30 protein-coding genes are annotated in these 25,040 nt (G+C 39.7%); 1 reads left to right on the top strand and 29 read right to left on the bottom strand.

Annotated features, from left to right (window positions below):
* Positions 1–28 precede the first annotated feature (28 nt).
* Genes mgsA through MKZ14_RS07020 form a run of 3 tightly spaced genes read right to left on the bottom strand, consistent with a single transcriptional unit; the run spans position 29 to position 1,585 of the window.
* Complete coding sequence (gene mgsA, locus MKZ14_RS07030; protein ID WP_036077680.1) at positions 29–433, bottom strand: methylglyoxal synthase; 405 nt, start codon at positions 431–433, stop codon at positions 29–31.
* Positions 434–452: 19 nt separating this feature from the next.
* Positions 453–1,250 carry a 4-hydroxy-tetrahydrodipicolinate reductase gene (gene dapB, locus MKZ14_RS07025; RefSeq protein ID WP_036077681.1) on the bottom strand — a complete coding sequence of 266 codons (798 nt, stop codon included), beginning with the start codon at positions 1,248–1,250 and terminating at the stop codon, positions 453–455.
* Entirely contained in the window at positions 1,250–1,585 is a 336-nt protein-coding gene (locus MKZ14_RS07020; protein WP_036077682.1) for a nucleotide pyrophosphohydrolase, read from the bottom strand. Before MKZ14_RS07020 ends, dapB begins: the two co-directional genes overlap by 1 nt.
* Before the next feature lie 115 nt (positions 1,586–1,700).
* Here MKZ14_RS07020 and MKZ14_RS07015 point away from each other — a divergent pair, with 115 nt between their 5' ends.
* On the top strand, positions 1,701–2,570 hold the full coding sequence (locus MKZ14_RS07015) for a YitT family protein (RefSeq protein ID WP_004232676.1): 870 nt from the start codon (positions 1,701–1,703) through the stop codon (positions 2,568–2,570).
* Between the two features lie 49 nt (positions 2,571–2,619).
* Here MKZ14_RS07015 and MKZ14_RS07010 read toward each other — a convergent pair whose 3' ends face one another.
* The 26 genes from MKZ14_RS07010 to MKZ14_RS06885 form a co-directional block, all read right to left on the bottom strand.
* Complete coding sequence (locus MKZ14_RS07010) at positions 2,620–3,294, bottom strand: zinc metallopeptidase (RefSeq protein WP_036077718.1); 675 nt, start codon at positions 3,292–3,294, stop codon at positions 2,620–2,622.
* A 60-nt stretch (positions 3,295–3,354) separates the two neighbouring features.
* Positions 3,355–3,951 (bottom strand): DUF1405 domain-containing protein, encoded by a 597-nt coding sequence (locus tag MKZ14_RS07005; RefSeq protein WP_312124537.1) that lies wholly within the window; start codon positions 3,949–3,951, stop codon positions 3,355–3,357.
* 263 nt (positions 3,952–4,214) lie between these two features.
* Positions 4,215–4,982: a c-type cytochrome gene (locus MKZ14_RS07000; protein WP_313471002.1), complete on the bottom strand. Its 768-nt coding sequence runs from the start codon at positions 4,980–4,982 to the stop codon at positions 4,215–4,217.
* Between the two features lie 41 nt (positions 4,983–5,023).
* Positions 5,024–5,698, bottom strand: a complete 675-nt coding sequence (locus MKZ14_RS06995) for a cytochrome b6 (protein WP_004232663.1) — start codon at positions 5,696–5,698, stop codon at positions 5,024–5,026.
* Between the two features lie 19 nt (positions 5,699–5,717).
* Positions 5,718–6,224, bottom strand: a complete 507-nt coding sequence (locus MKZ14_RS06990) for a ubiquinol-cytochrome c reductase iron-sulfur subunit (protein ID WP_036077685.1) — start codon at positions 6,222–6,224, stop codon at positions 5,718–5,720.
* A gap of 154 nt (positions 6,225–6,378) precedes the next feature.
* Positions 6,379–6,828, bottom strand: coding sequence for a DUF2487 family protein (locus tag MKZ14_RS06985; protein ID WP_312124535.1), 450 nt, complete (start codon positions 6,826–6,828; stop codon positions 6,379–6,381).
* Positions 6,829–6,968: 140 nt separating this feature from the next.
* The gene (locus tag MKZ14_RS06980) at positions 6,969–7,526 is read right to left on the bottom strand and encodes a ReoY family proteolytic degradation factor (RefSeq protein ID WP_004232655.1); all 558 of its coding nucleotides are present in this window, start codon (positions 7,524–7,526) and stop codon (positions 6,969–6,971) included.
* Between the two features lie 14 nt (positions 7,527–7,540).
* Positions 7,541–8,809 (bottom strand): tetratricopeptide repeat protein, encoded by a 1,269-nt coding sequence (locus MKZ14_RS06975; protein WP_312124534.1) that lies wholly within the window; start codon positions 8,807–8,809, stop codon positions 7,541–7,543.
* Between the two features lie 96 nt (positions 8,810–8,905).
* A complete protein-coding gene (gene aroA, locus MKZ14_RS06970; protein ID WP_016992622.1) occupies positions 8,906–10,192 on the bottom strand; it encodes a 3-phosphoshikimate 1-carboxyvinyltransferase in 1,287 nt (428 codons plus the stop codon).
* A 59-nt stretch (positions 10,193–10,251) separates the two neighbouring features.
* Positions 10,252–11,349, bottom strand: coding sequence for a prephenate dehydrogenase (locus MKZ14_RS06965; protein WP_036077692.1), 1,098 nt, complete (start codon positions 11,347–11,349; stop codon positions 10,252–10,254).
* Positions 11,346–12,446 carry a histidinol-phosphate transaminase gene (gene hisC, locus MKZ14_RS06960; RefSeq protein WP_339280735.1) on the bottom strand — a complete coding sequence of 367 codons (1,101 nt, stop codon included), beginning with the start codon at positions 12,444–12,446 and terminating at the stop codon, positions 11,346–11,348. The genes MKZ14_RS06965 and hisC overlap by 4 nt, the downstream gene beginning before the upstream one ends.
* A gap of 18 nt (positions 12,447–12,464) precedes the next feature.
* Positions 12,465–12,833: a chorismate mutase gene (gene aroH, locus MKZ14_RS06955; RefSeq protein WP_004232646.1), complete on the bottom strand. Its 369-nt coding sequence runs from the start codon at positions 12,831–12,833 to the stop codon at positions 12,465–12,467.
* On the bottom strand, positions 12,830–13,921 hold the full coding sequence (gene aroB, locus MKZ14_RS06950; protein ID WP_339280734.1) for a 3-dehydroquinate synthase: 1,092 nt from the start codon (positions 13,919–13,921) through the stop codon (positions 12,830–12,832). The genes aroH and aroB overlap by 4 nt, the downstream gene beginning before the upstream one ends.
* A gap of 3 nt (positions 13,922–13,924) precedes the next feature.
* Positions 13,925–15,106: a chorismate synthase gene (aroC, locus tag MKZ14_RS06945; protein ID WP_004232644.1), complete on the bottom strand. Its 1,182-nt coding sequence runs from the start codon at positions 15,104–15,106 to the stop codon at positions 13,925–13,927.
* 282 nt (positions 15,107–15,388) lie between these two features.
* Positions 15,389–16,162 carry a protein-glutamate O-methyltransferase CheR gene (locus tag MKZ14_RS06940; RefSeq protein WP_036077697.1) on the bottom strand — a complete coding sequence of 258 codons (774 nt, stop codon included), beginning with the start codon at positions 16,160–16,162 and terminating at the stop codon, positions 15,389–15,391.
* 84 nt (positions 16,163–16,246) lie between these two features.
* Positions 16,247–16,477, bottom strand: a complete 231-nt coding sequence (locus MKZ14_RS06935; protein ID WP_016994411.1) for a hypothetical protein — start codon at positions 16,475–16,477, stop codon at positions 16,247–16,249.
* Between the two features lie 124 nt (positions 16,478–16,601).
* On the bottom strand, positions 16,602–18,227 hold the full coding sequence (locus tag MKZ14_RS06930) for a long-chain fatty acid--CoA ligase (RefSeq protein ID WP_339280733.1): 1,626 nt from the start codon (positions 18,225–18,227) through the stop codon (positions 16,602–16,604).
* Positions 18,228–18,298: 71 nt separating this feature from the next.
* On the bottom strand, positions 18,299–19,066 hold the full coding sequence (locus tag MKZ14_RS06925) for a 3-hydroxyacyl-CoA dehydrogenase (protein ID WP_036077701.1): 768 nt from the start codon (positions 19,064–19,066) through the stop codon (positions 18,299–18,301).
* Positions 19,067–19,081: 15 nt separating this feature from the next.
* Positions 19,082–20,230 carry a thiolase family protein gene (locus MKZ14_RS06920; protein WP_339280732.1) on the bottom strand — a complete coding sequence of 383 codons (1,149 nt, stop codon included), beginning with the start codon at positions 20,228–20,230 and terminating at the stop codon, positions 19,082–19,084.
* A gap of 202 nt (positions 20,231–20,432) precedes the next feature.
* Positions 20,433–20,849: a nucleoside-diphosphate kinase gene (ndk, locus tag MKZ14_RS06915; protein WP_016994415.1), complete on the bottom strand. Its 417-nt coding sequence runs from the start codon at positions 20,847–20,849 to the stop codon at positions 20,433–20,435.
* Positions 20,850–20,935: 86 nt separating this feature from the next.
* A complete protein-coding gene (hepT, locus tag MKZ14_RS06910; RefSeq protein ID WP_016994416.1) occupies positions 20,936–21,910 on the bottom strand; it encodes a heptaprenyl diphosphate synthase component II in 975 nt (324 codons plus the stop codon).
* Positions 21,911–21,929: 19 nt separating this feature from the next.
* Complete coding sequence (locus MKZ14_RS06905) at positions 21,930–22,634, bottom strand: demethylmenaquinone methyltransferase (RefSeq protein ID WP_036079853.1); 705 nt, start codon at positions 22,632–22,634, stop codon at positions 21,930–21,932.
* 15 nt (positions 22,635–22,649) lie between these two features.
* Positions 22,650–23,417, bottom strand: coding sequence for a heptaprenyl diphosphate synthase component 1 (locus MKZ14_RS06900; protein WP_016994418.1), 768 nt, complete (start codon positions 23,415–23,417; stop codon positions 22,650–22,652).
* Positions 23,418–23,680: 263 nt separating this feature from the next.
* Positions 23,681–23,899 (bottom strand): trp RNA-binding attenuation protein MtrB, encoded by a 219-nt coding sequence (gene mtrB, locus MKZ14_RS06895; protein WP_339280731.1) that lies wholly within the window; start codon positions 23,897–23,899, stop codon positions 23,681–23,683.
* Positions 23,900–23,961: 62 nt separating this feature from the next.
* A complete protein-coding gene (folE, locus tag MKZ14_RS06890; RefSeq protein WP_339280730.1) occupies positions 23,962–24,531 on the bottom strand; it encodes a GTP cyclohydrolase I FolE in 570 nt (189 codons plus the stop codon).
* Positions 24,532–24,751: 220 nt separating this feature from the next.
* Entirely contained in the window at positions 24,752–25,024 is a 273-nt protein-coding gene (locus MKZ14_RS06885) for an HU family DNA-binding protein (RefSeq protein ID WP_004232618.1), read from the bottom strand.
* Positions 25,025–25,040 lie beyond the last annotated feature (16 nt).

Here is a 25,040-nt window from a genome sequence, read left to right as displayed (position 1 = left end):
GATCATCCTTTCTGAATCACGTCTTTTGTTAATTTCGTCTTTCTTGTATCAGTCTCCAATCCACAAAGCCTTCTTGTAGGCCTTTTAGTAATATTTCTGCTGTTCCCATATTTGTTGCCAGTGGCACTTGGTAAACATCACAAAGACGGATTAGTGCAGAAACATCTGGCTCATGTGGTTGTGCTGTTAATGGATCACGGAAAAATACCACCATGTCCATATCATTATTGGCAATCATTGCACCAATTTGTTGATCGCCACCAAGTGGCCCTGAACGAAAACGTGTAACCTCCAAACCAGTAGCTTCGATGACACGTTGTCCTGTTGTACCGGTAGCATATAGCGTATGTTCTTGTAAAATATTTTGGTAAGCAATAGCAAACTGTACTAAATTATCTTTTTTACGATCATGTGCAATCAATGCGATTTTCATATAGCTTCCATCCCAATCTTTAGATGATGTTTTCTAAACCATAAACAAGCTGATCCATTTTCATAACCTCTTCTATGCAAAAAGCAACACCAGACATAAAAGAATTACGGTTTAATGAATCGTGGCGAATCGTTAGTAGCTGCCCATCCCCTCCAAATAATACTTGCTGGTGTGCCACTAATCCAGGTAAACGTACGGAGTGAATGCGCATACCGTCAAAGTCTCCACCTCTTGCACCTTCAATGGTTTCTTTCTCTTCTGGATGTCCTTGTGCCTTTGACGTACGGACTTCTTGTATTAACTGTGCCGTTTTCACCGCCGTTCCAGATGGTGCATCAAGCTTCTGATCATGGTGCATTTCTATAATCTCTACATCTGGTAAGTATTTGGCCGCTTCTTTTGCAAACTTCATCATTAGGATAGCACCAATCGCAAAGTTTGGTGCAATAATGCAACCTAACTCTTTTTCTTTGGCCATGGCTGATAATTCCTCTAGTTGTGCATCTGTAAATCCTGTTGTACCAATTACAGGTCGTACATTTAAATTCAGTGCTTCCTTTGTATGTTTGTAGACTGCATGTGGATTAGTTAAATCCACTAGTACATCCGGTGCAGTTGCTTCTACAAGATCATGCATTTCTGTAAATATAGGCACTGTATAGCTTGCTGGAAACATATCTAAATCAGCTAAAGTTTTTCCTACTTCCTTATAATCTAGTACAGCTACTAATTCCATTTTGTCATGTTTCATGACCGTATGTACAGCCTCAGCTCCCATTTTTCCTCTTGCTCCCGCAATAGCTACACGAATCGACATCATTCTTCATCCTTTCTAGTCCAACGATCCTTATCTCTAGTTTCAAATTTATGTATGACGCGTAAAAGTGCTTCATCTAGTTTAATACCTTGGGCATTTGCAAAACAGACAAGTACAAAGAAAAAGTCTCCTAGCTCCTCTTCTATACTGTTTGTATCCTCAGTACTCTTTTTCTTTTTTTGTCCATAGACATCCTGAACTTCGCGTGAAAGTTCACCTAATTCTTCTGTTAGACGTGCAAGTAATTCGAATGGTGGAAAATATCCTTCTTTAAATTGACCTATATAGTCATCGACACGCTGTTGTAATGCTTGCATTGTTAGTTGATCTGCCATAAAAATCACACTCCTATTTACCATCGTATAAAATTTACACCATTGTTGTCAAAACCAATAAAATGTCAGATAATAGATAACACTACTTCATTTGTTTGGAACTACAGGAGGTCAAATGCTAAAACAGATTAAAATTCGTAATATTATCGCGATTATGCTCGGAGCAGCCGTTTTCAGCTTCGGCTTTGTTCACTTCAACATCCAAAATCAACTGGGTGAAGGTGGACTAAGTGGGATTACACTCATACTATATTTTACATTAGGATGGGACCCCGCCTTAATGAACCTGTTATTAAATATTCCCATGTTTATCATAGGTTATCGATTACTTGGAAAAAAATCATTTGTCTATACGCTTGTCGGCACTTTATCCGTATCTCTTTTTCTAAAAATTTTCCAAAAATATCAATTTACTATCCATTTAGAGGATGACATGTTGCTTGTGGCACTTTTTGCTGGTGTCTTTGTTGGATTGGGACTTGGGATTGTCTTTCGTTTCGGTGGCACTACAGGTGGTGTCGATATTTTGGCACGACTAGGGCATAAATATTTTGGCTGGAGTATGGGGAAAACCATGTTTGTCTTCGATGCCATCGTCATCATCCTTTCTTGGCTGACGTTCTTGGATGCCCGTTCGATGATGTATACATTAGTAGCCGTATTTGTTGGAGCCCGTGTCATTGACTTTGTACAAGAAGGTGCCTATGCGGCTCGTGGTGCGCTCATCATATCGGAAAAGTCTGGAGCCATTGCTGAAACAATCGCTCTTCGAATGGAACGTGGTATCACAATTTTAGAAGGACATGGTCATTTTACCAAACAACCTAAAGAGGTAATCTATTGTGTGATTGGTCGCAATGAAGTTGTACGGTTAAAATCTATTGTGCATGAAGTTGACCCTCACGCATTTGTTTCCATCATTGAAGTACGAGATGTGGCAGGAGAAGGCTTCACACTAGACGATCAAAAACAACCTCTTCATTGAAGATAAAAAACTTGTTATAGTGGTGTACCACTATAACAAGTTTTTTTCTTTAGTCGTCGCTACGCATATTGGTAAAAATTAAAATTAAACGTAATAACTCTAGTACAGCTACCGCTGCCGCTGCTACATAAGTTAATGCTGCAGCACTTAATACTTTTCGTGCTGGTCGTTCTTCTTCATTTGTAATAATACCAAGTGAATTCATTTGAACTAATGCTCGCTTGGAAGCATCAAACTCTACCGGTAGTGTCACTAATTGGAAAACAACACCTGCTGCTAATAATATGATACCTAATAGCAAGAAATTCGTACTACTTGCAAAAATACCAATCATTACGAAAATCCAAGACGCATTTGAAGAAATATTTGCCACTGGGACTAGCTTACTACGTAATGTAAGCATCGAATAAGCTTCTTTATGTTGGATGGCGTGACCTACCTCATGGGCAGCAACCGCAGCACCTGCAACACTTGCTTCATAAAAGTTACTTTCGGATAAAGCCACTGTTTTGGTTGCCGGATTATAATGATCAGACAACACACCTTGCGTTGGCACAACTCGTACATCATATAAGCCGTTTGCATCTAAAATCGCACGCGCTACCTCTGCACCAGTTTGCCCCTTCATTGTACGTTGCTTTGCAAATTTATTATACGTACCCTTTACCTTCATTTGAGCATAAAGTGGAAGCAGCATAATAATCACAAAATAAACAATATACATGCTCGTTGACAATTTTCTAACCCCTTTCTACCTCGATACTATAATTCTATAATTTATACCCTAATTCGGCAAATATTTGCGCCACCTAATTGAGAAAATGGCAAGTAAAATACATGCAATTGATAACCAGAATGTAAAGTAACCAATATAGCTTGTGTAATTGGCTAAATCTCGATACATAGGCATTTGCCCAAATACATAGTCAATGACATCATTATGCAGTGTCCAAACAGCTGCTATCACAACATGCCAATAAGTGAAGACATATTTCCTCATATATAGTACAGCTTGTACAGCCATGGCAAAATGTGAACCAACTAGCATCCACCCCTGCCAGCCAATAGAACCTGTTTCAATTAATGTCCAAATATTCATCACATCTGCCCATAAGCCATATTTCACCAACGTAACAAGGGCAAGTACTTCCATTAGTGGCCAACTTTTCCCCATAATCCAAGCAAGCAACACAAAACAAAAGAATAAACTGGCTGTCGGACTATCTGGAACAAAAATATAAAAAATAGGCTCCGTGATGGCGAGCTGCCACCCATACCAATAATAGCCATAAATTGTACCTAGTAGATTAATAATTAGCAGTGCAATCAAGAATGATTTATGGGTCAGAAGGTACCAAATATTTGCTATTGTTAGTTGCATGATGTTAACTCCTTCCGATAAAAACAATCCATTATTTATGTATAGTTGTGAAATTCTAGAGCTTTACTCTACCTTTCAATTGTATCTCACCATCAATATGTGTTAATTTATTGTTTTAATTCGCTTACTTGTTTCAAGAATAAATGTTTTTTCGACATCTTTCGCTAAAATTCTTTATACAAGGGAACCTTTTTGTATGGCTTCCAGTCCCAATAGTATAACAAGGTAGAAAAAAAAGAGCCAGTTTCCTGACTCTTTTACTATTACTCTGCTTTTAAGCTTTCGATGAATTCAGCAAGTTTTTGAAGATCTTCATCTGAACCTGTCCATAATCCTGGTGGCATGTTGCCGCGACCATTATGTGCAATGTCCTTAATCTCATCAGCTGTTAAACCAGTGTTCATTAGAGATGGCGCACCAGCTCCACCTTCTAAACCTTCACCGTGACATGTAATACATGCAGAACCAGCATAGATTTTATAACCTTCTGATTCTTTATCGAACTCAACTGTTTCTACGATTGCACCCATAGCTTTTTGAGCTTCCCAGTCGTGGTTAACAACTGACTCCCAAGTTAGGTAGAACATAGCAGCTAAAGTTAATAACATAAACGCTGTTGGCAATGGACGTTTAGATGGACGACGTTCTGGACCCTTGTCTAAAAATGGCATTAATAATAGCGCTCCAAATGCAAGACCTGGAATTACAATAGCTCCGATTACATTGTATGGACCAGAAGCAAATGAGTATTTTAAAAGTTGATACATAAATAAGAAGTACCAGTCCGGTAGTGGTGTATATGCTCTAGTTGGATCTGCCGGCCCTTCAAGTGGTGACGGGTGAGCGACAGTTAGTAATAAGTATCCAATTAAAAATACAGCACCTACCATCCATTCCTTCAGTAAGAAGTTCGGCCAGAAAGCTTCCGTCTTACCTGGATATTCGGAATAATCCTTTGGAACGTTCGGCATTCTGTGATTCGCTTTAATACGAGAATCGCCGACAAATTTCATTCCTTTTCCGCGATGCATAGTGTCCCCTCCTTTTAAAGATCATCGAACCGTCAAGACAATTACAACGGTCCTGAAATTCCTTGACGACGAATCATGATAAAGTGCGCTGCAAGTAACCCAAACAATACTGCAGGTAAGAAGAATACATGAATCGCAAAGAATCGAGTTAACGTTTGAGCACCAAGAATCGTTGTGTCACCCGCTAATAATACTTTAATCATCCCACCGATAAACGGTACAGATGCTGCAATTTCGATACCTACTTTAGTAGCGAATAATGCTTTCATATCCCATGGTAATAAGTATCCTGTAAAGCCAAGACCCATCATTACACCAAAAATACCTACACCAACCATCCAGTTTAACTCACGAGGTTTTTTATAAGAACCTGTGAAGAACACGCGAAGTGTATGTAAGAACATCATTACGATAACTAATGAAGCCCCCCAGTGGTGCATACCGCGTACGATTTCACCAAATGCTACTTCGTTTTGTAAATAATAAACTGATTTCCAGGCATTCACAACGTCTGGTACATAGTACATTGTTAGGAACATACCAGATAGAATTTGAATTACTGTGATGAAAAATGTTAATCCACCAAAGCAGTAAACGAATGCTGAAAAATGATGTGCAGGGTTAACGTGCTCTGGCACTTCGTGGTCGGCAATATCACGCCAAATCGGTGTAATATCTAGGCGTTCATCGACCCAATCATAAATTTTATTTAGCACAGTTGTCGTACCCCCTTACTTATTTAACTAGAGTATTTGCTTTTGCTGGACCAATCATTAAATAGCCATCTTGTTCTTTTACTTCAAATTCATCCAACGGACCTAGAGGTGGTGTACCTGCAATGTTTTTCCCGTTTTTCTCATAACGACCTGCGTGACATGGGCAGAAGAATTGTTCTGGGTGTGCAGAATCTCCATTCCAGTCAACCATACATCCTAAATGCTTACAAACTGGTGATAGAGCAATGATTTGATCGCCATTTTTATATACCCAAGCTACGTTTGTAACGTCCGATTTGTACCATGCATCAACTTGTTCGAATGAAAAGTCAACTTTAACAGGTTCATCAGTGAGATCAGCGATTTTATGCTCTGTTTTTACAAAATCTCCACCATCATGTTTTTGTAACACTGGATCAATTGCGAATCGAAGCATTGGCATTAACATGCCTGCCGCCATAAATCCACCTACACCAGTAAGTGTATAGCTTAGAAATTGACGACGTGAAACTCGATTATTACTCATTATTTTCCCCCCTCTAACTTAAAGGTCAGTCCAACGGACATACTTTTACAAATAGTAATACTAGGACATATATATGATATATCAAGTCCATAGCTTGGTCAATATAGCATTCTGTGGAAAGCTGGAGAATGTGAACATTTATTGAAACTAATTGTTAAATCTGTGCCCATTTAGTCGAAAGCATTGGAATCACTTGACGTAATTGATCTTCTAGAATGGATTTTTTCACACTGGCATCCATACTTTCTAACGGAATCGCTGGTAACCAAATCATATTGACTATCTCTCCACTCTTTGTCCAATAATGGTCACAAGTAATGAAGAACACATGCTTAAATCCAGCATTATGTAATTGTGCTTCTAATTGCTGTGGTAAATCATCGTTTTTTAAAGTTGTCATATAAGAAAATGGTGGCATGACTAGTAGTCGTCCTTTAAACTGCTGCTCTATAAAAGAAGTTAAAGACATGACAAAATCTACCTCGGCACCACTTTGTTTCATTTTTTCAGAAGAGAGATCAATGGATACAAGTGGAACAATCGCGGTATCAATAAAATCTTTTTGTGCCATAAACGATGTAACATCGTTTGCATTAAAATACATTCAACAAACCTCCTTTTATCGCAAATAAAAATGTCCTTTTCCACTCTACAATAGGATACCCAATTAAAAGTGAAAACAATCATTCACTAGTAATGTTACCATATTGAAATGGATAAAGGACATTCAATTTTTACCTATAATTAACGTAAATTAGCCGTTTCCTTCAATGCTTGTAACAAATTAGACAATTCATAAAAACGCGCTTCATCTCCCTGGTCGAGGGCTTCATCAATTTGTGCGAGTAATTTCTCTTCTTGGAATACGAGTAAGCTATTGGAAAGCAGCTCTTCTGCCAGTATACGATCTTTTTCACTGACGAGCAGTGTTTCTGGCATATAAGGGTTTTCTTCAAGAACTGCTAAGTATTGTGCACTTGGTGGTATATTAGGAAAATTCAATTGTATATACATATCTTCTTGTTCATGTAAGCGTAAATCATGGAAAGACTTCTCAGCATCTGCCGTCATCACATTGCCTTTATAGAAACGAAAAGGCACACCTGTTGAGTCTACTGTCGACATCACCATTGCCCTAGGACAATAGTGAGCTTCTTCCACAAAGCGGATTCTTTTTAATAAGTCATCATTACTTAATAAGTAATTTAAAATCCATACACACTCACGACGTTTCAATTGATAATTTTTTAAAAACCATCGAACAAATGCTTTTTTATCAACAACTGATACAGAAGCAGTCATACCCACTCCCTCCTTTACTCAAATTCTAAGGTTTCTAACTTCTCCTGCCACTCTGGTTCACCCGGTTGAATGTTGATTAATTGTCTAAGAACCTCTTTTGCCTCTGAACGCTTTCCTTCTTCTAATAAAAAGTAAACATATTTTTCTAAAAATGTTGCGTCTTCCTTAAAATCATTATATGCCAAACGGTAAAATTCGTATGCACGGTCGTACAATTCTAAATTTTCATATGCCTCTGCCGCAAAAGGGTATAAAGTGCTCCATTCAAAATCATTTTGCTGTAATGTCTCAAATAGCTCGATCACATCCTCATGGCGCTCCTGTTGACCAAACACAGAAATAAGTGCCAGTACCGCTTCCATATATTCAGGATCGAGCGCTATAGCTTCTCTCAGATGTTGCTCAGCTTCTTCTGGCAAACCATTTTTCAAGGCCATTTTACCAGCGAATAAGTAAAGTGATTTATCATATTCATCACGCTTTAACCCCTCTTGAATGGCCGCATACGCTTTTTGATTATCCTCTGTCATTGCATAGCTCTCCGCAAGCAATAAATAGGCTGAGAAGTAATCAGGATCTAATTCTTTCAATTCCTCTAGTTGTTTAATAGCCATCTCGTATTTTTGTGACTGGAAGGCTGAATAAGCAGCTCCAAATAAGATATCGGGCTTTACTTCATCTTCAAGGGCTTTGACATAATAATCGAATGCCGTCTCATAGGCTGCACCTGCACGATAAACTTCCGCTAGTCGTTCGACAAGTGGAATACCAGCAAATTCATTTTGCTGCTCATATAAGTCCTCATACAGTCTTGCTGCCTCTAAAAAACGGCCTGTTTCAAATAAAAGCTCGGCTTTTGCAAAATGCAATAATGGCTCGTCTGGTAAAATCGCTAATGCTTCATTTATACGCTTTTCTGCAACCTCAAATAACCCTTGCATTTGATAATAATCAGCTAAAACCAATAACGCTTGTGGATATTCTGGGGAGGTTTCTTCAATTTCTAATAATAAATCTAATGCTTCATCTTCATTACCAAGCTCCATTAGGACATTGGCACGATCTATTTTTAACTGTGCTTCTTCTGGGAATAAAAATTGTAAATGCTCCAGCACACGGTCAGCTTCCTTCATGTACCCATACTGCATAAAAATCTCCGCAAGAGCATAGATCTCCTCGGGTAGCTCCTTCATTAAAAATGATTCTAGTAGCTGATCTATTAATGCTAAATCCCCTTGTTCAAGTGCTTGCATCATTTCAGTCATCGCATTGTTCACAGTCATTCACCTATTCTTTCGTTGATACCTTTATGCTACAAAACATTTACTTCTGAAACAAGAAAAAACTCCCCAAAAGCTTGGAGAGCCTCTCTTTAATTGTTACTTCACTGCCTCAATATGCTCAAAAAACGATGGGTAGGATACAGCAATACATTGTGCATCATCTAGTGTAACAGCTCCATCTGTTATTAAAGCTGCAACAGCACCCATCATGCCGATACGATGATCGCCATATGTTTGAAGGTTTGCTCCTTTTAAAGACGTTGGTCCCTCAATAATCATACCATCTTCTGTTGCTTCGATCTGGGCACCAAGTTTCTTCAATTCAGTCACAACAGCCGTGATACGGTCAGTCTCCTTCACCTTTAGCTCCTCGGCATCTTTAATGATCGTTTGACCATGTGCTTGCGTAGCGAGTAATGCAAGGATTGGAATTTCGTCAATTAAACGAGGAATAATGTCCCCCTCAATTACTGTACCAGTTAAAGAAGAGGTCGCGATTTGGATTGTTGCTGTAGGTTCAGCTTGATTATCGTCATTCGGCGTTACCGTCATCGTGGCGCCCATTTTTTGCAGCACCTCAATAATGCCATCACGTGTTGGATTAATGCCCACATTGTTTAGTGTTAGCTGACTATTTTTGCAAATGGCTCCTGCCACTAAGAAAAAGGCAGCCGATGATATATCTCCTGGCACAGAAACATGCGTCCCATTGAGAGCTTGTCCTCCTTCAATGGATACTACGCCATTATCTACTTCTACATGTGCACCAAATTGACGCAGCATTCTCTCTGTATGATCTCTCGAAACATCCATTTCTCTAACAATGGTTGTTCCTTCAGCACGCAAGCCCGCTAGTAAAATAGCAGATTTCACCTGTGCACTTGCTACAGGCATCTTGTAATCAATGGCTTGTAATTTTGTACCTTGAATGGCTAGTGGTGTATATTGCCCATCTGCACGCCCTGTAATTTGTGCACCCATCTGACGCAGTGGATCTATAACACGTCGCATTGGTCGTTTTCCAATGGATGCATCTCCTGTCATGACAGAGTGAACAGTAGAACCAGCTAAAATGCCTAGCATTAAGCGTGTTGTTGTACCAGAGTTACCCGTATATAACACTTCTGTCGGCTCCTGCCAGCCTTCCATCCCTGGACTATGAATGGTTACATTTGTCCCTTCCACCTCAATCTGAACGCCAAGTTTCTGGAAGCAATCAATTGTACTTAAACAATCTTCACCTAGTAAAAACCCCTCTACTGTCGTTGTTCCACTAGCAATGGCACCAAACATCACAGAGCGATGGGATACAGATTTATCGCCTGGAACGGTTAAAGAGCCCTGTAAAGAAGGCTTGTTGTATTGCAATACTTTTTCACTCATGAACTTTATTCCCTCCAATATGAAGATAGAAAGCGCCGAAATGCCGACGCTTTCTTATGCTAAGAAATATACGTTTCGAAATTTGCTCGTTTTTGAATACAGGCTGCAGCACGTTCGCGATCATTTTCACTTTGGAAGCTAATGACTAGAATACCGAAAACATCTTCTCGTGATTCAACAATGCGTAGATTCGTAATACTAATTGCTTCATCCGCTAAAAAGCCCGTCACTTCAGAAATAACACCTGGATAGTCAGGAACATCAACATAGAGGTCGAATGGTGTATACATAGCCCCTGCACTAATCGGTAATTCATCTCTCAGTTCTTTAGCAACTGCAAAATAGTTTTCAATATCCTGTGAAGAACCCTCCATTAGCAGTTTCTTAATGCGCGTCATTTCTTTTTCCCAGCCATCTAATTGCGTGAGGAGCTCCTCGCGATTTTGCAGCGTAATATCTCGCCATAAGATGGGGTTCGAAGAGGCGATTCGTGTCACATCACGAAAACCTCCTGCTGCAAGAGAACGTGTCATTGGGTACTCCCCATTTTCGCCACCTAATTGATGGACAAGTGAGGCCGCGATAACATGTGGAAAATGACTCACCACCGCTGTCATGTGATCATGCTCACTGGCAGATACACTGACTACTTTTGCATGGGTAAATTTCAGCAAACTTTCAAGCTGTGCCATATGAACAATTTCTTCCCCAGCGAGTGGCGTAAGCATGTAATATGCGTTTTCAAAAAGATGCGCCTTAGCAGCCAGCACACCGCTTTTATGAGACCCCGCCATTGGATGTCCACCAATAAACGTTATCCCAAGTTCTCGTAATTCGCTGGCTTTTTGCATAATTAATTTTTTTGTACTCCCTGTATCTGTTACGATGACTTTATTTTTCAATGGCCATGATTTTAATTGCTCCATCCAATCCAGTGTTGCATTAACGGGTGTCCCGAAGATAATAACATCAACCTCAGCCGCAACAGCCAGTGGATCTGCGACAATATCATGCACAATATTTAATGTTTTCGCATGCTCACGTGTTTGTGCGTCCATGTCATAGCCAATAATTTTTGTTTCAGGTGCTTTTTGCAAAGCAAGGGCAATAGAACCACCGATCAATCCAAGCCCTATAACGAGTACTTTGCGTGTCATGCAAATACCCCTTGTTGTTTTAACACTTCATCAAGTTGGCTAAGTAATGCTGCATTTTGAGCCTCTGTTCCAATTGTCACACGGATAAATCCTGGTAACCCTAATGCATTACCACTGCGCACAATAAAGCCTCTTTTCATCAGCTCTTGGAAAACAACATCACTATCAGCATGAGTATCAAAGAAAATAAAGTTTGTATCAGATGGGAAGTATTTTAAATTATGCTTTTCACAAAATTCTACATATTGTTTTTTGCCTATTTCATTAGCTTCACGGCAGGCTTCAATATATTCTTGGTCACTGAGCGCAATGGCAGCAACAGCTTGACTTAAGATTGTATTATTGAATGGTGCACGAACAGGATCTAGCTTAGCAATAACATCAGGTTGGCCAATTGCATAGCCAACGCGGAACGAAGCTAAGCCATAAGCTTTAGAGAATGTACGCAGTAAAAGAACATTCGGATATTCATCAATGATTGGTAACGTATCCTTGTGGTCTGGATGTGTAACATATTCAATGTATGCCTCATCAAGCACGACAAGGACATCGCTTGGAACCTTTGCAAGAAAGGCACGCAATGCAGCATCAGGAATGACAACGCCAGTCGGATTATTTGGACTACATACCCAAACAATAGAAGTTTGGTCATCAATTGCAGCCAACATTGCCTCTAGATCATGTGCTCCATCTTGACAAGGCACTTTACGTACTTCAGCACCTTCAATTTCAGCATTGTGCCAGTATTGAGAGAAGGAAGGGTCGGCCATAACCGTATTTACCCTTGGATACAACAGAGCACGAGTAATAATAGCAATGATGTCATCAGAGCCGTTACCAAAAAGAAGCTGTGTCTCTTTCACACCTAGATGATTTGCCACAGCAGTACGTAGGTTTTGTGCATAGCCATCTGGATAAAGTGCATGATTCACTGCATTATTTTGTAAATAAGCTGTTACCTTAGGTGAGCACCCGAATGGATTTTCATTCGACGCCAATTTAATAACTTCCTTTAAGCCATATTCACGTTGTACTTCTTCAATTGGTTTACCTGGCTTATACGCTTGCATACCGTCCAATTGTTGTTTCCACTTCATCTAAAACATCTCCTCTACTTATTTAGCCTGGGCCAAATCTGGTCTTAATTTCACTGCATCATTGAGATACAAGTGCTTTACATCTTTTTGGGCAACCTCTACGTTTGCATGTATTAATACACGAATACATAATGGTAACGCTTCTGGCACATCCATCTCATGTGTACACATAACAGGGACATATTGCCAGCCATCCATCAAGCGTACTGCACGAGCAGGAAATGCTGAGGTAATATCTGGCGTTGTTGAAATGAGGATCGATGCGATATCATCAATGTCCACATTATTTGCTGCCACAACCTCACGCACTAATCTTGCTGTCTCATCCCATACAAGCTCTGGCTTGTCAGATTCAATTGTTATTGCTCCTCTAAGTCCACGAATCATACAAGCACCTCCGCTAATAACTGTCTATATTCAGCATCTATTTCTTGACATTCTTCTAAATCAATAGCTTTGACAAAAGGTTTTCCGATTTTATCCAAAAGAACGAATTGTAAAATGCCATATTCCGCTTTTTTATCTTTCATTAGGTAGCTAGATAATTGTTCAAATGAATAATCACTCACAGCCTTAAAAGGATAGCCGTTTTTTATCGCAAACTGTAAAAAGGATTGGGTGAACGTACGATCGAGTTCTCCATATCGTTCACTCAATAGAAGACAATAGACGAGTCCAATCATAACCGCCTCACCATGAGCCACTTTGCCATAACCCGCAGCTGCCTCAATGGCATGTCCATATGTATGGCCTAGGTTTAAAAACTTTCGAACGGATTGCTCTGTTTCGTCCTCAGCAACAATTTGTGCTTTCACTTCAATTCCTTTTTTTAACTGCTTTGCTAGTTCATTTTGATTAAAATGAATCACCGAATCTCCTGTCATTAATTCCTCTAGCCAGGTCGGGTCAGAAATCATGGCATGCTTAATTAACTCTGCTGTTCCTGAACGTACCTCACGCTCTGATAAGCTTTCTAAAAGGGCTGTATCATATATCACGCCTTCTGGCTGATAAAATGCGCCAATCATATTTTTCCCTAGCGGATGATTAATGGCCGTTTTTCCACCAACTGCGGAATCATGCGCTAGAATAGTCGTTGGAATTTGAATAAATGGAACCCCACGCATATAGGTTGCCGCAACAAAGCCTGTTAAATCGCCAACTGCTCCTCCTCCAAAGGCAAAAATGAAGGATTTTCGGGAGCATTTTTGCTCTAATAAAAATGTTTGAGCTGCGTTGTATTGATCAAAGGTTTTACATGCTTCACCACCTGGCAAAATAAAGACCTCAAAATGGTACGGGAAATTTGCTTTGAAGTACTCTCCCTGTGCTGCCCAAACATTGACATCTGTAAACACAAAGAGCTTATCCGCTTTTTGCAGTTTATCAGCAAATGCCTCCACAGCTTCAGTTAGAAATTGATGCCCAAGAACAACTTCATATTGATGCGATTTTGTTGCTACTGGTACACGCATAACTTAGAACCCCTTTGTATATTGACGATGCTCGTCAATTTGAGCTTGTAATTGTGGTAGTTGATCACTATGGAATTGCTCTAAAATTGCATTCGCTATTTCCCAGGCAATAACATGTTCTGCAACTACAGATGCTGCTGGTACTGCACAGCTATCAGAGCGCTCAACACTCGCTTTAAACGGCTCTTTTGTTTCAATATCTACACTTTGTAATGGTTTATATAAAGTAGGAATTGGCTTCATCACACCACGTACAACAATTGGCATACCTGTTGACATACCACCCTCTAAGCCACCAAGTCGATTAGTTGCACGAGTATAACCTTCTTCTTCAGACCAAATGATTTCATCGTGCACTTCAGAACCCTTTCGACGTGCCATTTCAAAGCCAAGTCCAAATTCTACTCCTTTAAATGCATTAATGGATAGCATGGCTGCTGCAAGTTTCGCATCCAGCTTACGATCATAATGTACATAAGACCCTACACCTGCTGGCATGCCTTCCACTATGACTTCTACAACACCACCGATCGAATCACCAGCTTTTTTCGCTTCATCAATTGCCTCAACCATTTTCGCAGAGGCGATTGGATCTACACAGTAGCAAGGATCCGCTTCGACAATGGCACGAATTTCTTCTGTTGTTTTTCCTTCTATTAAAGATGTATCGGCTTTGATTCCCACTATCTCTGTAACATGTGCAACAATGGAAATGCCTAGTTCATTAAGTAACGCCTTTGCCACAGACCCAACTGCTACACGTACAGTTGTTTCACGCGCAGAGGAGCGCTCTAATACATTCCTTAAATCACGGTGACCATATTTCATGCCTCCGACTAAATCAGCATGACCTGGTCGAGGACGAGAGATTTGACGCTTGATATCTTCAGGATTGATATCGTCAGCTAGTGGCTCTGCCCCCATAATTTTTGTCCAGTGCTTCCAGTCATCATTTGTGACAACGAGTGCAACAGGAGATCCAAGTGTCTGACCATGACGAACACCAGCTACAATCTCCACTGTATCTGTTTCGATTTGCATGCGGCGCCCACGTCCATGACCTCCCTGGCGACGTTTTAAATCGTGATTAATTTTTTCTGCTGTAATGGGTAAGAGTGACGGTAAACCCTCAATAATTGTCGTTAATTGAGGTCCGTGTGACTCACCTGCTGTTAAGTAACGCATAAACACTTTCTCCCTTCAACTCGCTAAAGTATGTATTTTTCACTATAACATATATTCTTTAAAAAAACAGTCCTTTTACGAATGTCTTTTAAGTAGTTACCATTTTCATAGATCTAAATGTGAATATTCTGAATGAAAGTTGTAAAAAAACAACTAGCTAAATTTTATAAAAAATACGCCTTTGCTTATGATAAGCGAAAAGCGTATGAATTATCTATGTTTAATGCTTGGTCAACTATATGTACAATTGTGTCATTTGTACAAAGCTTTTCATCCATATTATTAATTATTTTTACGATAGAAGAACGTGTCTTCCACATCAAATTCATAACGTGCTGGATTAAAAATTTGTTCTGTCGATCCAACAAATAAAACGCCATCCTTGCGCAGTGCTTTACTAAAATTATTATAAATTTGATCTTTCGCTTCTTCTGTAAAATAAATCATGACATTGCGACAAACAATTAAATCATAATTGCTGTCATAAGCGTCATTCAATAAATTATGTTTCTTAAAGGTTACACAACGCTTAATTTCATCCTTCACCCGATAGAAGGAGCCTTCTTGCTCAAAATACTTTGCTTTAATATCACTTGGCACCTCTGCTAAAGAGCGTTCAGGATAGACACCTAACTTCGCCTTTTGTATCACATTCTCATCTAAATCAGTGGCAATAATTTGAATTTGAGATAAAGGCACCAATTGAGATAAAACCATTACTAAAGAATATGGTTCTTCTCCTGTCGAACAAGCAGCACTCCAAATTTTTAAACGCTTATTAGTTTGTAAGAGCTTCGGAAATATTTTCTTTTGTAATACTTCCCAGCGCTTTCCATTGCGATAAAATTCAGAAACATTGATCGTCATACGATCTAAAAATTCATTCATTAAATCACGATCTTGTTCAAGTGCCTTTAGAAAGTCTACAAAATTACGATAGCCCTTTTTCTCATAAAGAGAGGTTAATCGTCTTTTCATTTGCGCTTCTTTATATAACGCTAAATCTATTCCTGTTTTGCGCTTAATACCTTCTATAAACTGTTCATAATCAGACATATGGTCATCTTCCCCTCTAGCGTCGTATTACCATTATAGCGGAAAAGTCCCAATCCTGAAATAGTCTTTCTCATGTAAGCAAATCTACTTGCTTGCGTTTTGTTTTTCCTCTAAAAGTAATACTTTTGACTGTTCTAATTCAAGTCTCATTTTTTCTGTTTCAATCGTATACGTTTCTAACCTAAGCTTTTCTAATTCTACTTCTTTTTCAACAGCTTTCAGTTTTATTTTTTGTTGTCTAGTACGAGCGTCTGTAAAAATTCCAGCTAAAGAAATAATGACGCCTCCAATTATCGCTACAATGGCAATTGACAATCCCTTCACTTCCTTTCGTTATTACGATTATACGGCAAAATGGAAAAAATAGTTTCATTTTTCAGGAATTTATTCCAATATAAAATGAAGGTAGTTTTGACCACCTTCATTCTATCCATTATCGTTAGACTTGTATGCGGTATTCTTTTAAATCTTCTCGTAATTTAGCCTTTAAGAATTTACCTACAGACGTTTTCGGTACCTCGTCAATGAAGACAATATCATCAGGAATCCATGTTTTATGGAATTGTTGCTGTAGACTCTCTAGTAATTCTTCTTTAGTAATCGAATCCTTAAACTCTGGCTTTGCTACGACACAAGCTAATGGTCGCTCCAACCACTTTTCATGTGGAATGGCAATAACAGCCGCCTCAAAGACCTTTGGATGGGACATTAATGCATTTTCAAGCTCTACTGAAGAAATCCATTCGCCACCACTCTTAATTAAGTCCTTTGTACGGTCGGTGATTTTTATATAGCCATCTGTTGTCATCACTGCAATATCGCCTGTATAAAGCCAGCCGTCTTTAAAGGCCTCTTCCGTTCGTTCATCCTGATAATATGCATTGGCAATCCATGGGCCTCTAATCGTAAGCTCTCCCATCGTTTTGCCATCCCAAGGCACTTCACCATTTTCATTGACAATCCTAGTATCAATAAGAGGCATCGTCATACCTTGTGTTATCCGAACATTCATTTTTTCATCAGCCGTATAGTCCTGCATATGTGTTAAATATGTGGATAGGCTTACAAGAGGTGAGGTTTCCGTCATACCGTAACCTGTCATGTACGGGATATTAAGTTCTTGCTCAAAACCTCGAACAAGACCAAGTGGTGAGGCAGAACCTCCACAAACAATTAATCGCATAGACGATAGGTCACGAGGATTTTGACGCTGCTCCTGTAGTACGCCTAGCCATATGGTCGGTACCCCTGCTGTCAATGTGACTTTATACACATCAAATAATTCAAGCAATAGCTGTGGTGTAAACATCGGACCAGGTAAAACCTGTGTAGAACCAAATGCGACACTGGCAAATGGTAATCCCCATGCATTCGCGTGAAACATAGGAACAACAGGTAACACTACATCCGACTCACAAATCGCAATACTGTCGGCAAGACCAGCTGCTAAACTATGGAGTACAATACTGCGATGTGTATAGACTACTCCCTTTGGCATGCCCGTCGTTGCACTTGTATAGCACATGCCTGCAGGTGTATTTTCATCTAAATCTTCTGGGAATGTGAAATGTTCATCTGCCTCTGCAAGTAGCGCTTCATAGGAAAGAGCATTGGGAATCGATAAAGTTTCTACCGCAACAGCATCACCCATAATAATAAAATGCTTCACCGTTTTCAGCTGAGATACGATTGGTGCAATCAATGGCACGAGATTATCATCTATTAATAATATTTCATCCTCAGCATGATTGATGACATAAGCAATATGCTCAGGGGATAATCGAATATTAATCATATGCAATACGGCTCCTGCACATGGTACAGCAAAGTAAGCTTCCAAATGGCGATGGTGGTTCCAAGCAAATGTGCCCACCTTCATTCCTTGCTTCATACCCAGTTTCGTCAGAGCATCAGCTAATCGGCGAGTCCGTTTGACATAATCTTTATACGTAAATTCGTGAATTGTAGTGGCACTTGTTCGAGAATGGATTTTCTTTGAGTGAAAAAATCGTTCTGCGCGATTCAAAAAACTTGTTAATAATAAAGGTGTATCCATCATATGCATTATACCGCTTCCCTTCATCTACGATTTTTTGAAACGATCAACACTAAAACAATTTAAACGAGAATTGGCCGTTACCTTGGTTGCATACGAATGGCACCATCCAATCGAATGACCTCTCCATTTAACAAGCCATTATGAATAATACTTTCAACCAAAAGAGCATATTCCGAAGGTTTACCAAGTCGTTTAGGGAACGGTGTCATTTGAGCAAGGGCTGTTCTTGCAGGCTCAGGTAACGAAGCAAACATCGGTGTTTCAATTAATCCAGGCGCAATGGTCATCACTCGGACACCGATTTCCGCAAGCTCTCTTGCAATCGGTAACGTCATCGCCGCTACGCCCCCTTTTGACGCGCTATAAGCAGCTTGTCCAATTTGCCCATCAAATGCAGCCACAGACGCGGTATTAATAATGACGCCACGCTGTCCATCCTCATTTGGCTCATTATGCTGCATTTTATCCGCAACTAGACGAATGACATTAAATGTACCAACTAAATTAACCGTAATCACCTTTTCAAATAGAGCAAGGGCATGTATACCGCGCTTTGAAATAACTTTACTCGCATCTGCTATGCCAGCACAGTTCACTGCAACATTGACCTTACCAAAAGCTGCAACAGCCTGCTCTAGGCCTGCCGCCACGTCCTCTTCCTTTGTGACATCCACTCGTGCATAAAGGACATTTTGACCTAATTCCTCCACTAGAGCTTGTCCACGCTCATCATTCAGATCAAAAATAATCGCTTTGCCACCCTGCCCTACCAATTTCCGAACGGTTGCCTCTCCTAACCCAGAGGCACCCCCTGTTATGACTGCCACCACTTCATGTTCTTTCATCAGACATATCCCCTTTTACATTTTTTCAATGATTGTGGCATTGGCCATTCCCATTCCCTCACAAATAGCCAACAAGCCGTAACGATAATTCTCTCGCTCCATGCGATATAGCATAGTCGTTAACAATTTCGTACCAGTTGCCCCTAATGGATGTCCCAGTGCAATTGCACCACCATCAGGATTGAGCTTTTCTGGGTCTCCTCCTATTTCATGCAGCCATACGAGCGGCACAGGTGCAAAGGCCTCATTTACCTCATATGTGTCAATATCCTCTATCTTGAGACCTGACCGTTCTAATGCTTTTCTAGTAGCCTCGATTGGCCCTGTCAGCATTAATGTCGGATCAGAGCCCACGACCACTCTTGTCACAATTTTAGCGAGTGGTTGAATGCCCAGTTCTCTTGCTTTATCCAATGCCATCACGACTACAGCTGAGGCCCCATCACTCATTTGGCTCGCATTGCCCGCAGTAATCACACCATTCTCCTGAAAAACGGTTTTTAATCCATTTAAAATGTCAACGGTAGTTTCTGCTCGAGGACCCTCATCAACAGCAACTGTTGTCACCGTGCCATCCTCTTGTGGAACTTGAATAGGTAGTATTTCAGCTTGGAAATGACCCGCTTCAATGGCGGAAATTGCCCGTTGATGGCTTTGATAAGCATAGCTATTTAGCTGATCTTTCGATAAAGACCATTGGGAAGCAATTTTCTCTGCTGATAATCCTTGATGAATAATATCATAATTTTCCTGTAAGCGTTTACCAGCATGTGCGTGTTGCATGTTTGAGCCCATTTGTACTCTTGACATACTTTCTACGCCACCAGCAATGACAATGTCCATATCTCCCGCTAAAATGGCCTGTGCCGCGAAATGCACGGCTTGTTGGCTTGAACCACACTGACGATCAATGGTTACTCCTGGCACACTATCTGGGAATCCAGCCATTAATAAAGAGGTACGCGCAATATTTGCCCCTTGTTCAGCTGTTTGCGTCACACATCCCAAAATAACATCGTCTACTTGTTCCTTACCAATGCCTGCACGCTTTACAACCTCCTGTAATACATCCGCTGCTAAATCATCTGCTCGAACTTGACTTAACGCGCCCTTACTTCTACCTACAGCAGTTCTCACAGCTGCTACAATCACCACTTCTCTCATGTCCATAACCCCTTTTTCACGTCATCCTCATAGTTTATTGACGAGTCTACTAAACTATTCCTAACTTAATTATCAGAATATTACATTATTTATTGTACATGAGTAAGAAGTTTTTAACAATTCTATATCGGGATGTTCCCTCCCCTTTTTGCGCAATAAAAAAAGCAATCTCATAAATTGAGATTGCTTGATCTATTCGAAATTAAACTAAATCTTCACCGAAGAATAAGCCGATTTCGCGCTCTGCAGATGCAAGAGAGTCAGAACCGTGGATGATGTTGTGAGAAACAGTTGTTGCGTAGTCACCACGGATTGTACCTGGGTTAGATTCTTCAGGTTTTGTTGCACCCATCATTGTACGAGCAAGCTTGATTACGTTCTCGCCTTCCCATACCATAGCGAATACAGGACCAGAAGTGATGAAATCAACTAATTCACCGAAGAATGGACGCTCAGCATGCTCAGCATAGTGCTTTTCAGCTAATTCTTTAGGAATTACCATTAATTTAGCACCTTTCATTACAAAACCGCGACGTTCAAAACGATCAACGATGTCTCCTACTACTTGACGTTCAACGCCGTCAGGCTTAACCATTAAAAAAGTTTGTTCAATTGCCATGTTTAAAACACTCCTTAAATTCGTCTAACAGGTTTTACACCTACCGATAAATATTAACAAAAAATGAGCCTTTGTACAACAAAAAGCTAGAATTTGCGCTTACCCATGAACAATGCAACATCACGTAATTTTTTCTTAACGGGATGTTTTGGTAAAGCATCAATTTCCTGTAAGGCTTTTTTCAAATATTTATCACTCATACGATTAGCTTGCTCAATTGCATGAGATTTACGCACATATTGCAACATATTTTGACGTTCCGATTCTGTTAACGTGCCTGCAAACACTTTAACTAAGTAAGGCTGCATCTCCGGATCATCTTTCAATAATAAAATCGGTAAAGTAATATTGCCCTGCAGTAAATCACTACCTGCTGGCTTCCCTAGTTCTTTATCGGTTGCCATAATATCTAAAACATCATCGATAATTTGGAAGCTCATGCCCACAAAGTAGCCGAAGCGCTTTAAATGCCGAACTGTTTTAGCATCAACCCCAGCTGCCACAGCCCCTAGCTCACAGCTTGAAGAAATAAGTAATGCTGTTTTGCGTTTGATTCTTCTAAAATAATCTTTTAAACCTTGATCTAATCTAAATTTATCTTCTATTTGAATGACTTCACCGTTACAAATCTCCACCATCGTACGGGCTAAAATTTGATGAACAAGTGGGTCTTCTAACTTTGTTATATATTCTAGCGCACGTGCGAAAATAAAATCGCCTGTGTACATCGCTACCCTGTTATTCCACTGTGATTTGACAGTCGGGCGCCCTCTTCGCATATTGGAGTCGTCAATGACATCATCATGTACAAGCGATGCCATATGAATGAGTTCTAAAGGTACTGCTACATCCTTCATCTTCTCAATGTCATAATCACCAAATTTTGCGCCTAGTAACACAAAAATTGGTCGTATCCGTTTGCCACCAGCTTGTAATAAATGGAGAGAAGCATCGTTGATCAAATATGAAGACGAGTCCACCGCTTTTTCTAACTCTCGTTCAATGATATCGATATCTGATTTCAAATCGGAATAGAGTAGTTTTAACTTCATCTTTTCCACGTGTGAAAACCTTCCCCCATTAACGTACCTTTTTAAAGCCCATATGCATTGCCGCAGCCCCGCCACTGTATGCTTTGTACGTTACTTTTTCTAATCCTGCCTGCTGAAACAATGCCGCTAACTTCTTCATACCTGGGAAATCATTCGCAGATTCCTGAAGCCAAGAATACTCCTTATAGCTTTTCGCAAATATTTTACCAAATATCGGCATTATATATTTAAAATAAAAACGGAACAGTTGACGATAACCAGGAATTTCAGATTGAGATGTTTCTAAACATACCACCATACCACCTGGTTTAACAACACGATGCATTTCCTTCAACACTTGTAAATAATCAGGTACATTACGAAGACCAAAGCCAATCGTCACATAATCAAACGTATCATCTGGGAAAGGTAATTCCATCGCATTTCCATGAATTAGTTCAATTTGTGGGTATGGCTCTACCTTTTTCTCGCCAACTTTTAGCATGTTTTGACTAAAGTCAAGCCCTTTTACTTCTCCACTTTCACCAACAGCCTCTGCCAATGCGATCGTCCAGTCTGCCGTGCCACAGCATACATCAAGTGCTTTTGATCCAGGTTTGACTGCCATGTGCTTCATCGTATCGTTACGCCAGCCAACATGCATCTGGAAACTAATTACACCATTCATTTTATCGTAGTTTTCCGAAATACTTTCAAATACTTCGTGAACGTGTTCTTCTTTCGTTTTAGCCATTTTGAAAAACCTCTCTTATCCGTTAGTAGAAGCAATGGATGCCTCTACATGTGCATGTAAAGCTTGTTTGATATCACTTTGTAAAAAGGTTGCCTGATTAATAATCTGTGATAGCTCTGTTTTTAAATGCACAATTTTCCTTTGGATGACGCTATTAAAGGTTGCGCCATTACGTCTGACACTTTCTTCTAGTGCCTTACCCATTAAAGACATTTGACCACGTTGATAAGCTGTCCATTCTTTTTCTAAACGCAAGATTAATAAGCTTTTTTCTACAAGCGGTATATATTTACCGAAAGAATAAAGATCAAAAAATTGAGCAATTAACCCAGATTCTATCGTACTCATCGATGCATACCACTGTTCGATTGTTCGTTGTTCATTTTCATAAACTTTAATTTGTTGTTCACAACGTACCACAATACCTTGTGACAGGTTTCGAATCAATGCGACATTCCCTGACATCGCTAATATTTCATAATAACGACCACTATAAAAATCCCCAGCTAAAACGGTAAGCTGCTGTTCTTTTGATGTTGCGTCTAATTCTTTTATATGATCGTGAGCCGCTAATGCTGCGTACACTATGCCAACAGTAATTGCAGCCTCTTGTTGCTCTTGTTGCCACTCTTCACCATTCAAAAACGGGATTAGCAAATAAAACAATTGATTTTCATCTAGCACAGGTACACCTGTGTATTTTTGCAAAGTTCTATGACGAACATCCATGAAAATCTCTGTTTTTAACTGTGCAATTGAATTTTGAATGTATGTTGCATTCATAGACCTTACTCCATTTCACTTTCAGATACGTTAGCCCTATACAAGGCTGAACGCTTGCTTACTGAGTCATTATAGCATACGCAACGATGCGGAATAAAAAAAATTTGCTTTCTTCATAGGACAGGCAGTAAAGCTTTCCCATAATTAAATGTAGGAATGCTAACTGCCCATAAACCTTATACTCAGTTTTTCACATCTAGTGTTTTTATATGTGCTTGTTGTACGCTAAACAAAATTAAAACTATCGTCAGAAACAAATTTTCTTATTTTTTCGCTTCGCTATTGATCACGCCATGTGCTGTATGAATTTGCGCTTTACCGCGTATTTTCATGGCAGACGTGTGTTCTGTAAATTGTGCAATCATTACTTCGCCGGTATCTAATTTCTCTGAATGATGGAATTTCGTATCTGTTCCACGTGTTAATCCAATGACATGTACACCATCTTCTTCTGCTTGTATAACAATATAATCTTGTGACATCTTTGTACACTCCTTAAATCCGACAAATTCTTAGTTCATCATAACATAATTAGACACGCAATTTAAGACATTTGAATAAATGACAGCACTTCTCTACGTTTCACTTCATCTTCCTCATAAATACCGCGTGCAACAGATGTCACCGTTTTGGAACCAGGTTTTTTCAATCCACGCATTGTCATACACATATGCTCAGCCTCGATCACAACATAAACACCCTTTGGCACAAGCATCTCCATAATCGTGTCCGCTACTGAAGAGGTAATACGCTCTTGTAGTTGTGGTCTGCGGGCAATCGTCTCCACTGCACGTCCTAATTTACTCAGCCCAGCAACAACACCGTCATTTGGTATGTATGCAACATGTGCTTTGCCATAGAAAGGAACTAGATGATGTTCACACATCGAATAAAATGGAATATCTTTGACAAGCACTAATTCTTCATGATCCTCATGAAACACCGTTTTAAAATAATCCTTAGCATCCTCATGTAAGCCGCTGAACATTTCAGCATACATTTTTGCTACACGCTTCGGCGTATCCAATAAACCTTCACGATTTACATCTTCACCTACTGCTTCTAAAATCATTTTTACCGCTTCTTCTATTTTCAATAAATCAATATTCGACATTCAAAAAACCCTCCTGCGTATCAAAACATTACACATTTCCCTATGCATCGTAGCACATCCAAAAGGTAAGCGCAAAATGACTTACCTGATTCATCAGAAATTCGTTTCTAGATTAGCAAATCACTGTATATTATTATGTAAAATTTAAATTTGAAGTTAAAAAGAGCAGCCTTCATGTTCGTTAACATGAAGGCTGCTCTATGTAACTACTAGACGTGTATTATTTTACCGCGTCTTTAAGCGCTTTACCTGGTTTGAAAGCAGGCACCTTGCTAGCAGCGATTTCGATTTCTTTACCAGTTTGTGGGTTACGACCTTTACGAGCCGCACGTTCACGTACTTCAAAGTTACCAAAACCAATTAATTGTACTTTGTCACCCTTTGCAAGAGCATCTTGAATTGTATCAAATACAGCTTCAACTGCTTTAGAAGCGTCTTTTTTAGAAAGACCTGCAGCTTCAGCAACAGAGTTTACTAATTCTGTTTTATTCACACCATTCACCTCCTCT

It is taken from the genome of Lysinibacillus sp. FSL P2-0066 (genome assembly GCF_037969495.1).
Classification (GTDB): Bacteria; Bacillota; Bacilli; order Bacillales_A; family Planococcaceae; genus Lysinibacillus; species Lysinibacillus boronitolerans.
The sequence above is the reverse complement of the archived record's forward strand: the minus strand, read 5'-3'. Positions and strand labels throughout refer to the sequence as shown.

Excerpts from the sequence above, each read along its gene's own strand:
- mgsA (WP_036077680.1), bottom strand. The coding sequence starts at position 433 with ATGAAAATCGCATTGATTGCACATGATCGTAAAAAAGATAATTTAGTA.
- dapB (WP_036077681.1), bottom strand. The coding sequence starts at position 1,250 with ATGTCGATTCGTGTAGCTATTGCGGGAGCAAGAGGAAAAATGGGAGCT.
- MKZ14_RS07020 (WP_036077682.1), bottom strand. The coding sequence starts at position 1,585 with ATGGCAGATCAACTAACAATGCAAGCATTACAACAGCGTGTCGATGAC.
- MKZ14_RS07015 (WP_004232676.1), top strand. The coding sequence starts at position 1,701 with ATGCTAAAACAGATTAAAATTCGTAATATTATCGCGATTATGCTCGGA.
- MKZ14_RS07010 (WP_036077718.1), bottom strand. The coding sequence starts at position 3,294 with ATGTATATTGTTTATTTTGTGATTATTATGCTGCTTCCACTTTATGCT.
- MKZ14_RS07005 (WP_312124537.1), bottom strand. The coding sequence starts at position 3,951 with ATGCAACTAACAATAGCAAATATTTGGTACCTTCTGACCCATAAATCA.
- MKZ14_RS07000 (WP_313471002.1), bottom strand. The coding sequence starts at position 4,982 with ATGCATCGCGGAAAAGGAATGAAATTTGTCGGCGATTCTCGTATTAAA.
- MKZ14_RS06990 (WP_036077685.1), bottom strand. The coding sequence starts at position 6,224 with ATGAGTAATAATCGAGTTTCACGTCGTCAATTTCTAAGCTATACACTT.
- MKZ14_RS06985 (WP_312124535.1), bottom strand. The coding sequence starts at position 6,828 with ATGTATTTTAATGCAAACGATGTTACATCGTTTATGGCACAAAAAGAT.
- MKZ14_RS06980 (WP_004232655.1), bottom strand. The coding sequence starts at position 7,526 with ATGACTGCTTCTGTATCAGTTGTTGATAAAAAAGCATTTGTTCGATGG.
- MKZ14_RS06975 (WP_312124534.1), bottom strand. The coding sequence starts at position 8,809 with ATGACTGTGAACAATGCGATGACTGAAATGATGCAAGCACTTGAACAA.
- aroA (WP_016992622.1), bottom strand. The coding sequence starts at position 10,192 with ATGAGTGAAAAAGTATTGCAATACAACAAGCCTTCTTTACAGGGCTCT.
- MKZ14_RS06965 (WP_036077692.1), bottom strand. The coding sequence starts at position 11,349 with ATGACACGCAAAGTACTCGTTATAGGGCTTGGATTGATCGGTGGTTCT.
- hisC (WP_339280735.1), bottom strand. The coding sequence starts at position 12,446 with ATGAAGTGGAAACAACAATTGGACGGTATGCAAGCGTATAAGCCAGGT.
- aroH (WP_004232646.1), bottom strand. The coding sequence starts at position 12,833 with ATGATTCGTGGACTTAGAGGAGCAATAACAATTGAATCTGACAAGCCA.
- aroB (WP_339280734.1), bottom strand. The coding sequence starts at position 13,921 with ATGCGTGTACCAGTAGCAACAAAATCGCATCAATATGAAGTTGTTCTT.
- aroC (WP_004232644.1), bottom strand. The coding sequence starts at position 15,106 with ATGCGTTACTTAACAGCAGGTGAGTCACACGGACCTCAATTAACGACA.
- MKZ14_RS06940 (WP_036077697.1), bottom strand. The coding sequence starts at position 16,162 with ATGTCTGATTATGAACAGTTTATAGAAGGTATTAAGCGCAAAACAGGA.
- MKZ14_RS06930 (WP_339280733.1), bottom strand. The coding sequence starts at position 18,227 with ATGCATATGATGGATACACCTTTATTATTAACAAGTTTTTTGAATCGC.
- MKZ14_RS06925 (WP_036077701.1), bottom strand. The coding sequence starts at position 19,066 with ATGAAAGAACATGAAGTGGTGGCAGTCATAACAGGGGGTGCCTCTGGG.
- MKZ14_RS06920 (WP_339280732.1), bottom strand. The coding sequence starts at position 20,230 with ATGAGAGAAGTGGTGATTGTAGCAGCTGTGAGAACTGCTGTAGGTAGA.
- ndk (WP_016994415.1), bottom strand. The coding sequence starts at position 20,849 with ATGGCAATTGAACAAACTTTTTTAATGGTTAAGCCTGACGGCGTTGAA.
- MKZ14_RS06905 (WP_036079853.1), bottom strand. The coding sequence starts at position 22,634 with ATGGCTAAAACGAAAGAAGAACACGTTCACGAAGTATTTGAAAGTATT.
- MKZ14_RS06900 (WP_016994418.1), bottom strand. The coding sequence starts at position 23,417 with ATGAATGCAACATACATTCAAAATTCAATTGCACAGTTAAAAACAGAG.
- mtrB (WP_339280731.1), bottom strand. The coding sequence starts at position 23,899 with ATGTCACAAGATTATATTGTTATACAAGCAGAAGAAGATGGTGTACAT.
- folE (WP_339280730.1), bottom strand. The coding sequence starts at position 24,531 with ATGTCGAATATTGATTTATTGAAAATAGAAGAAGCGGTAAAAATGATT.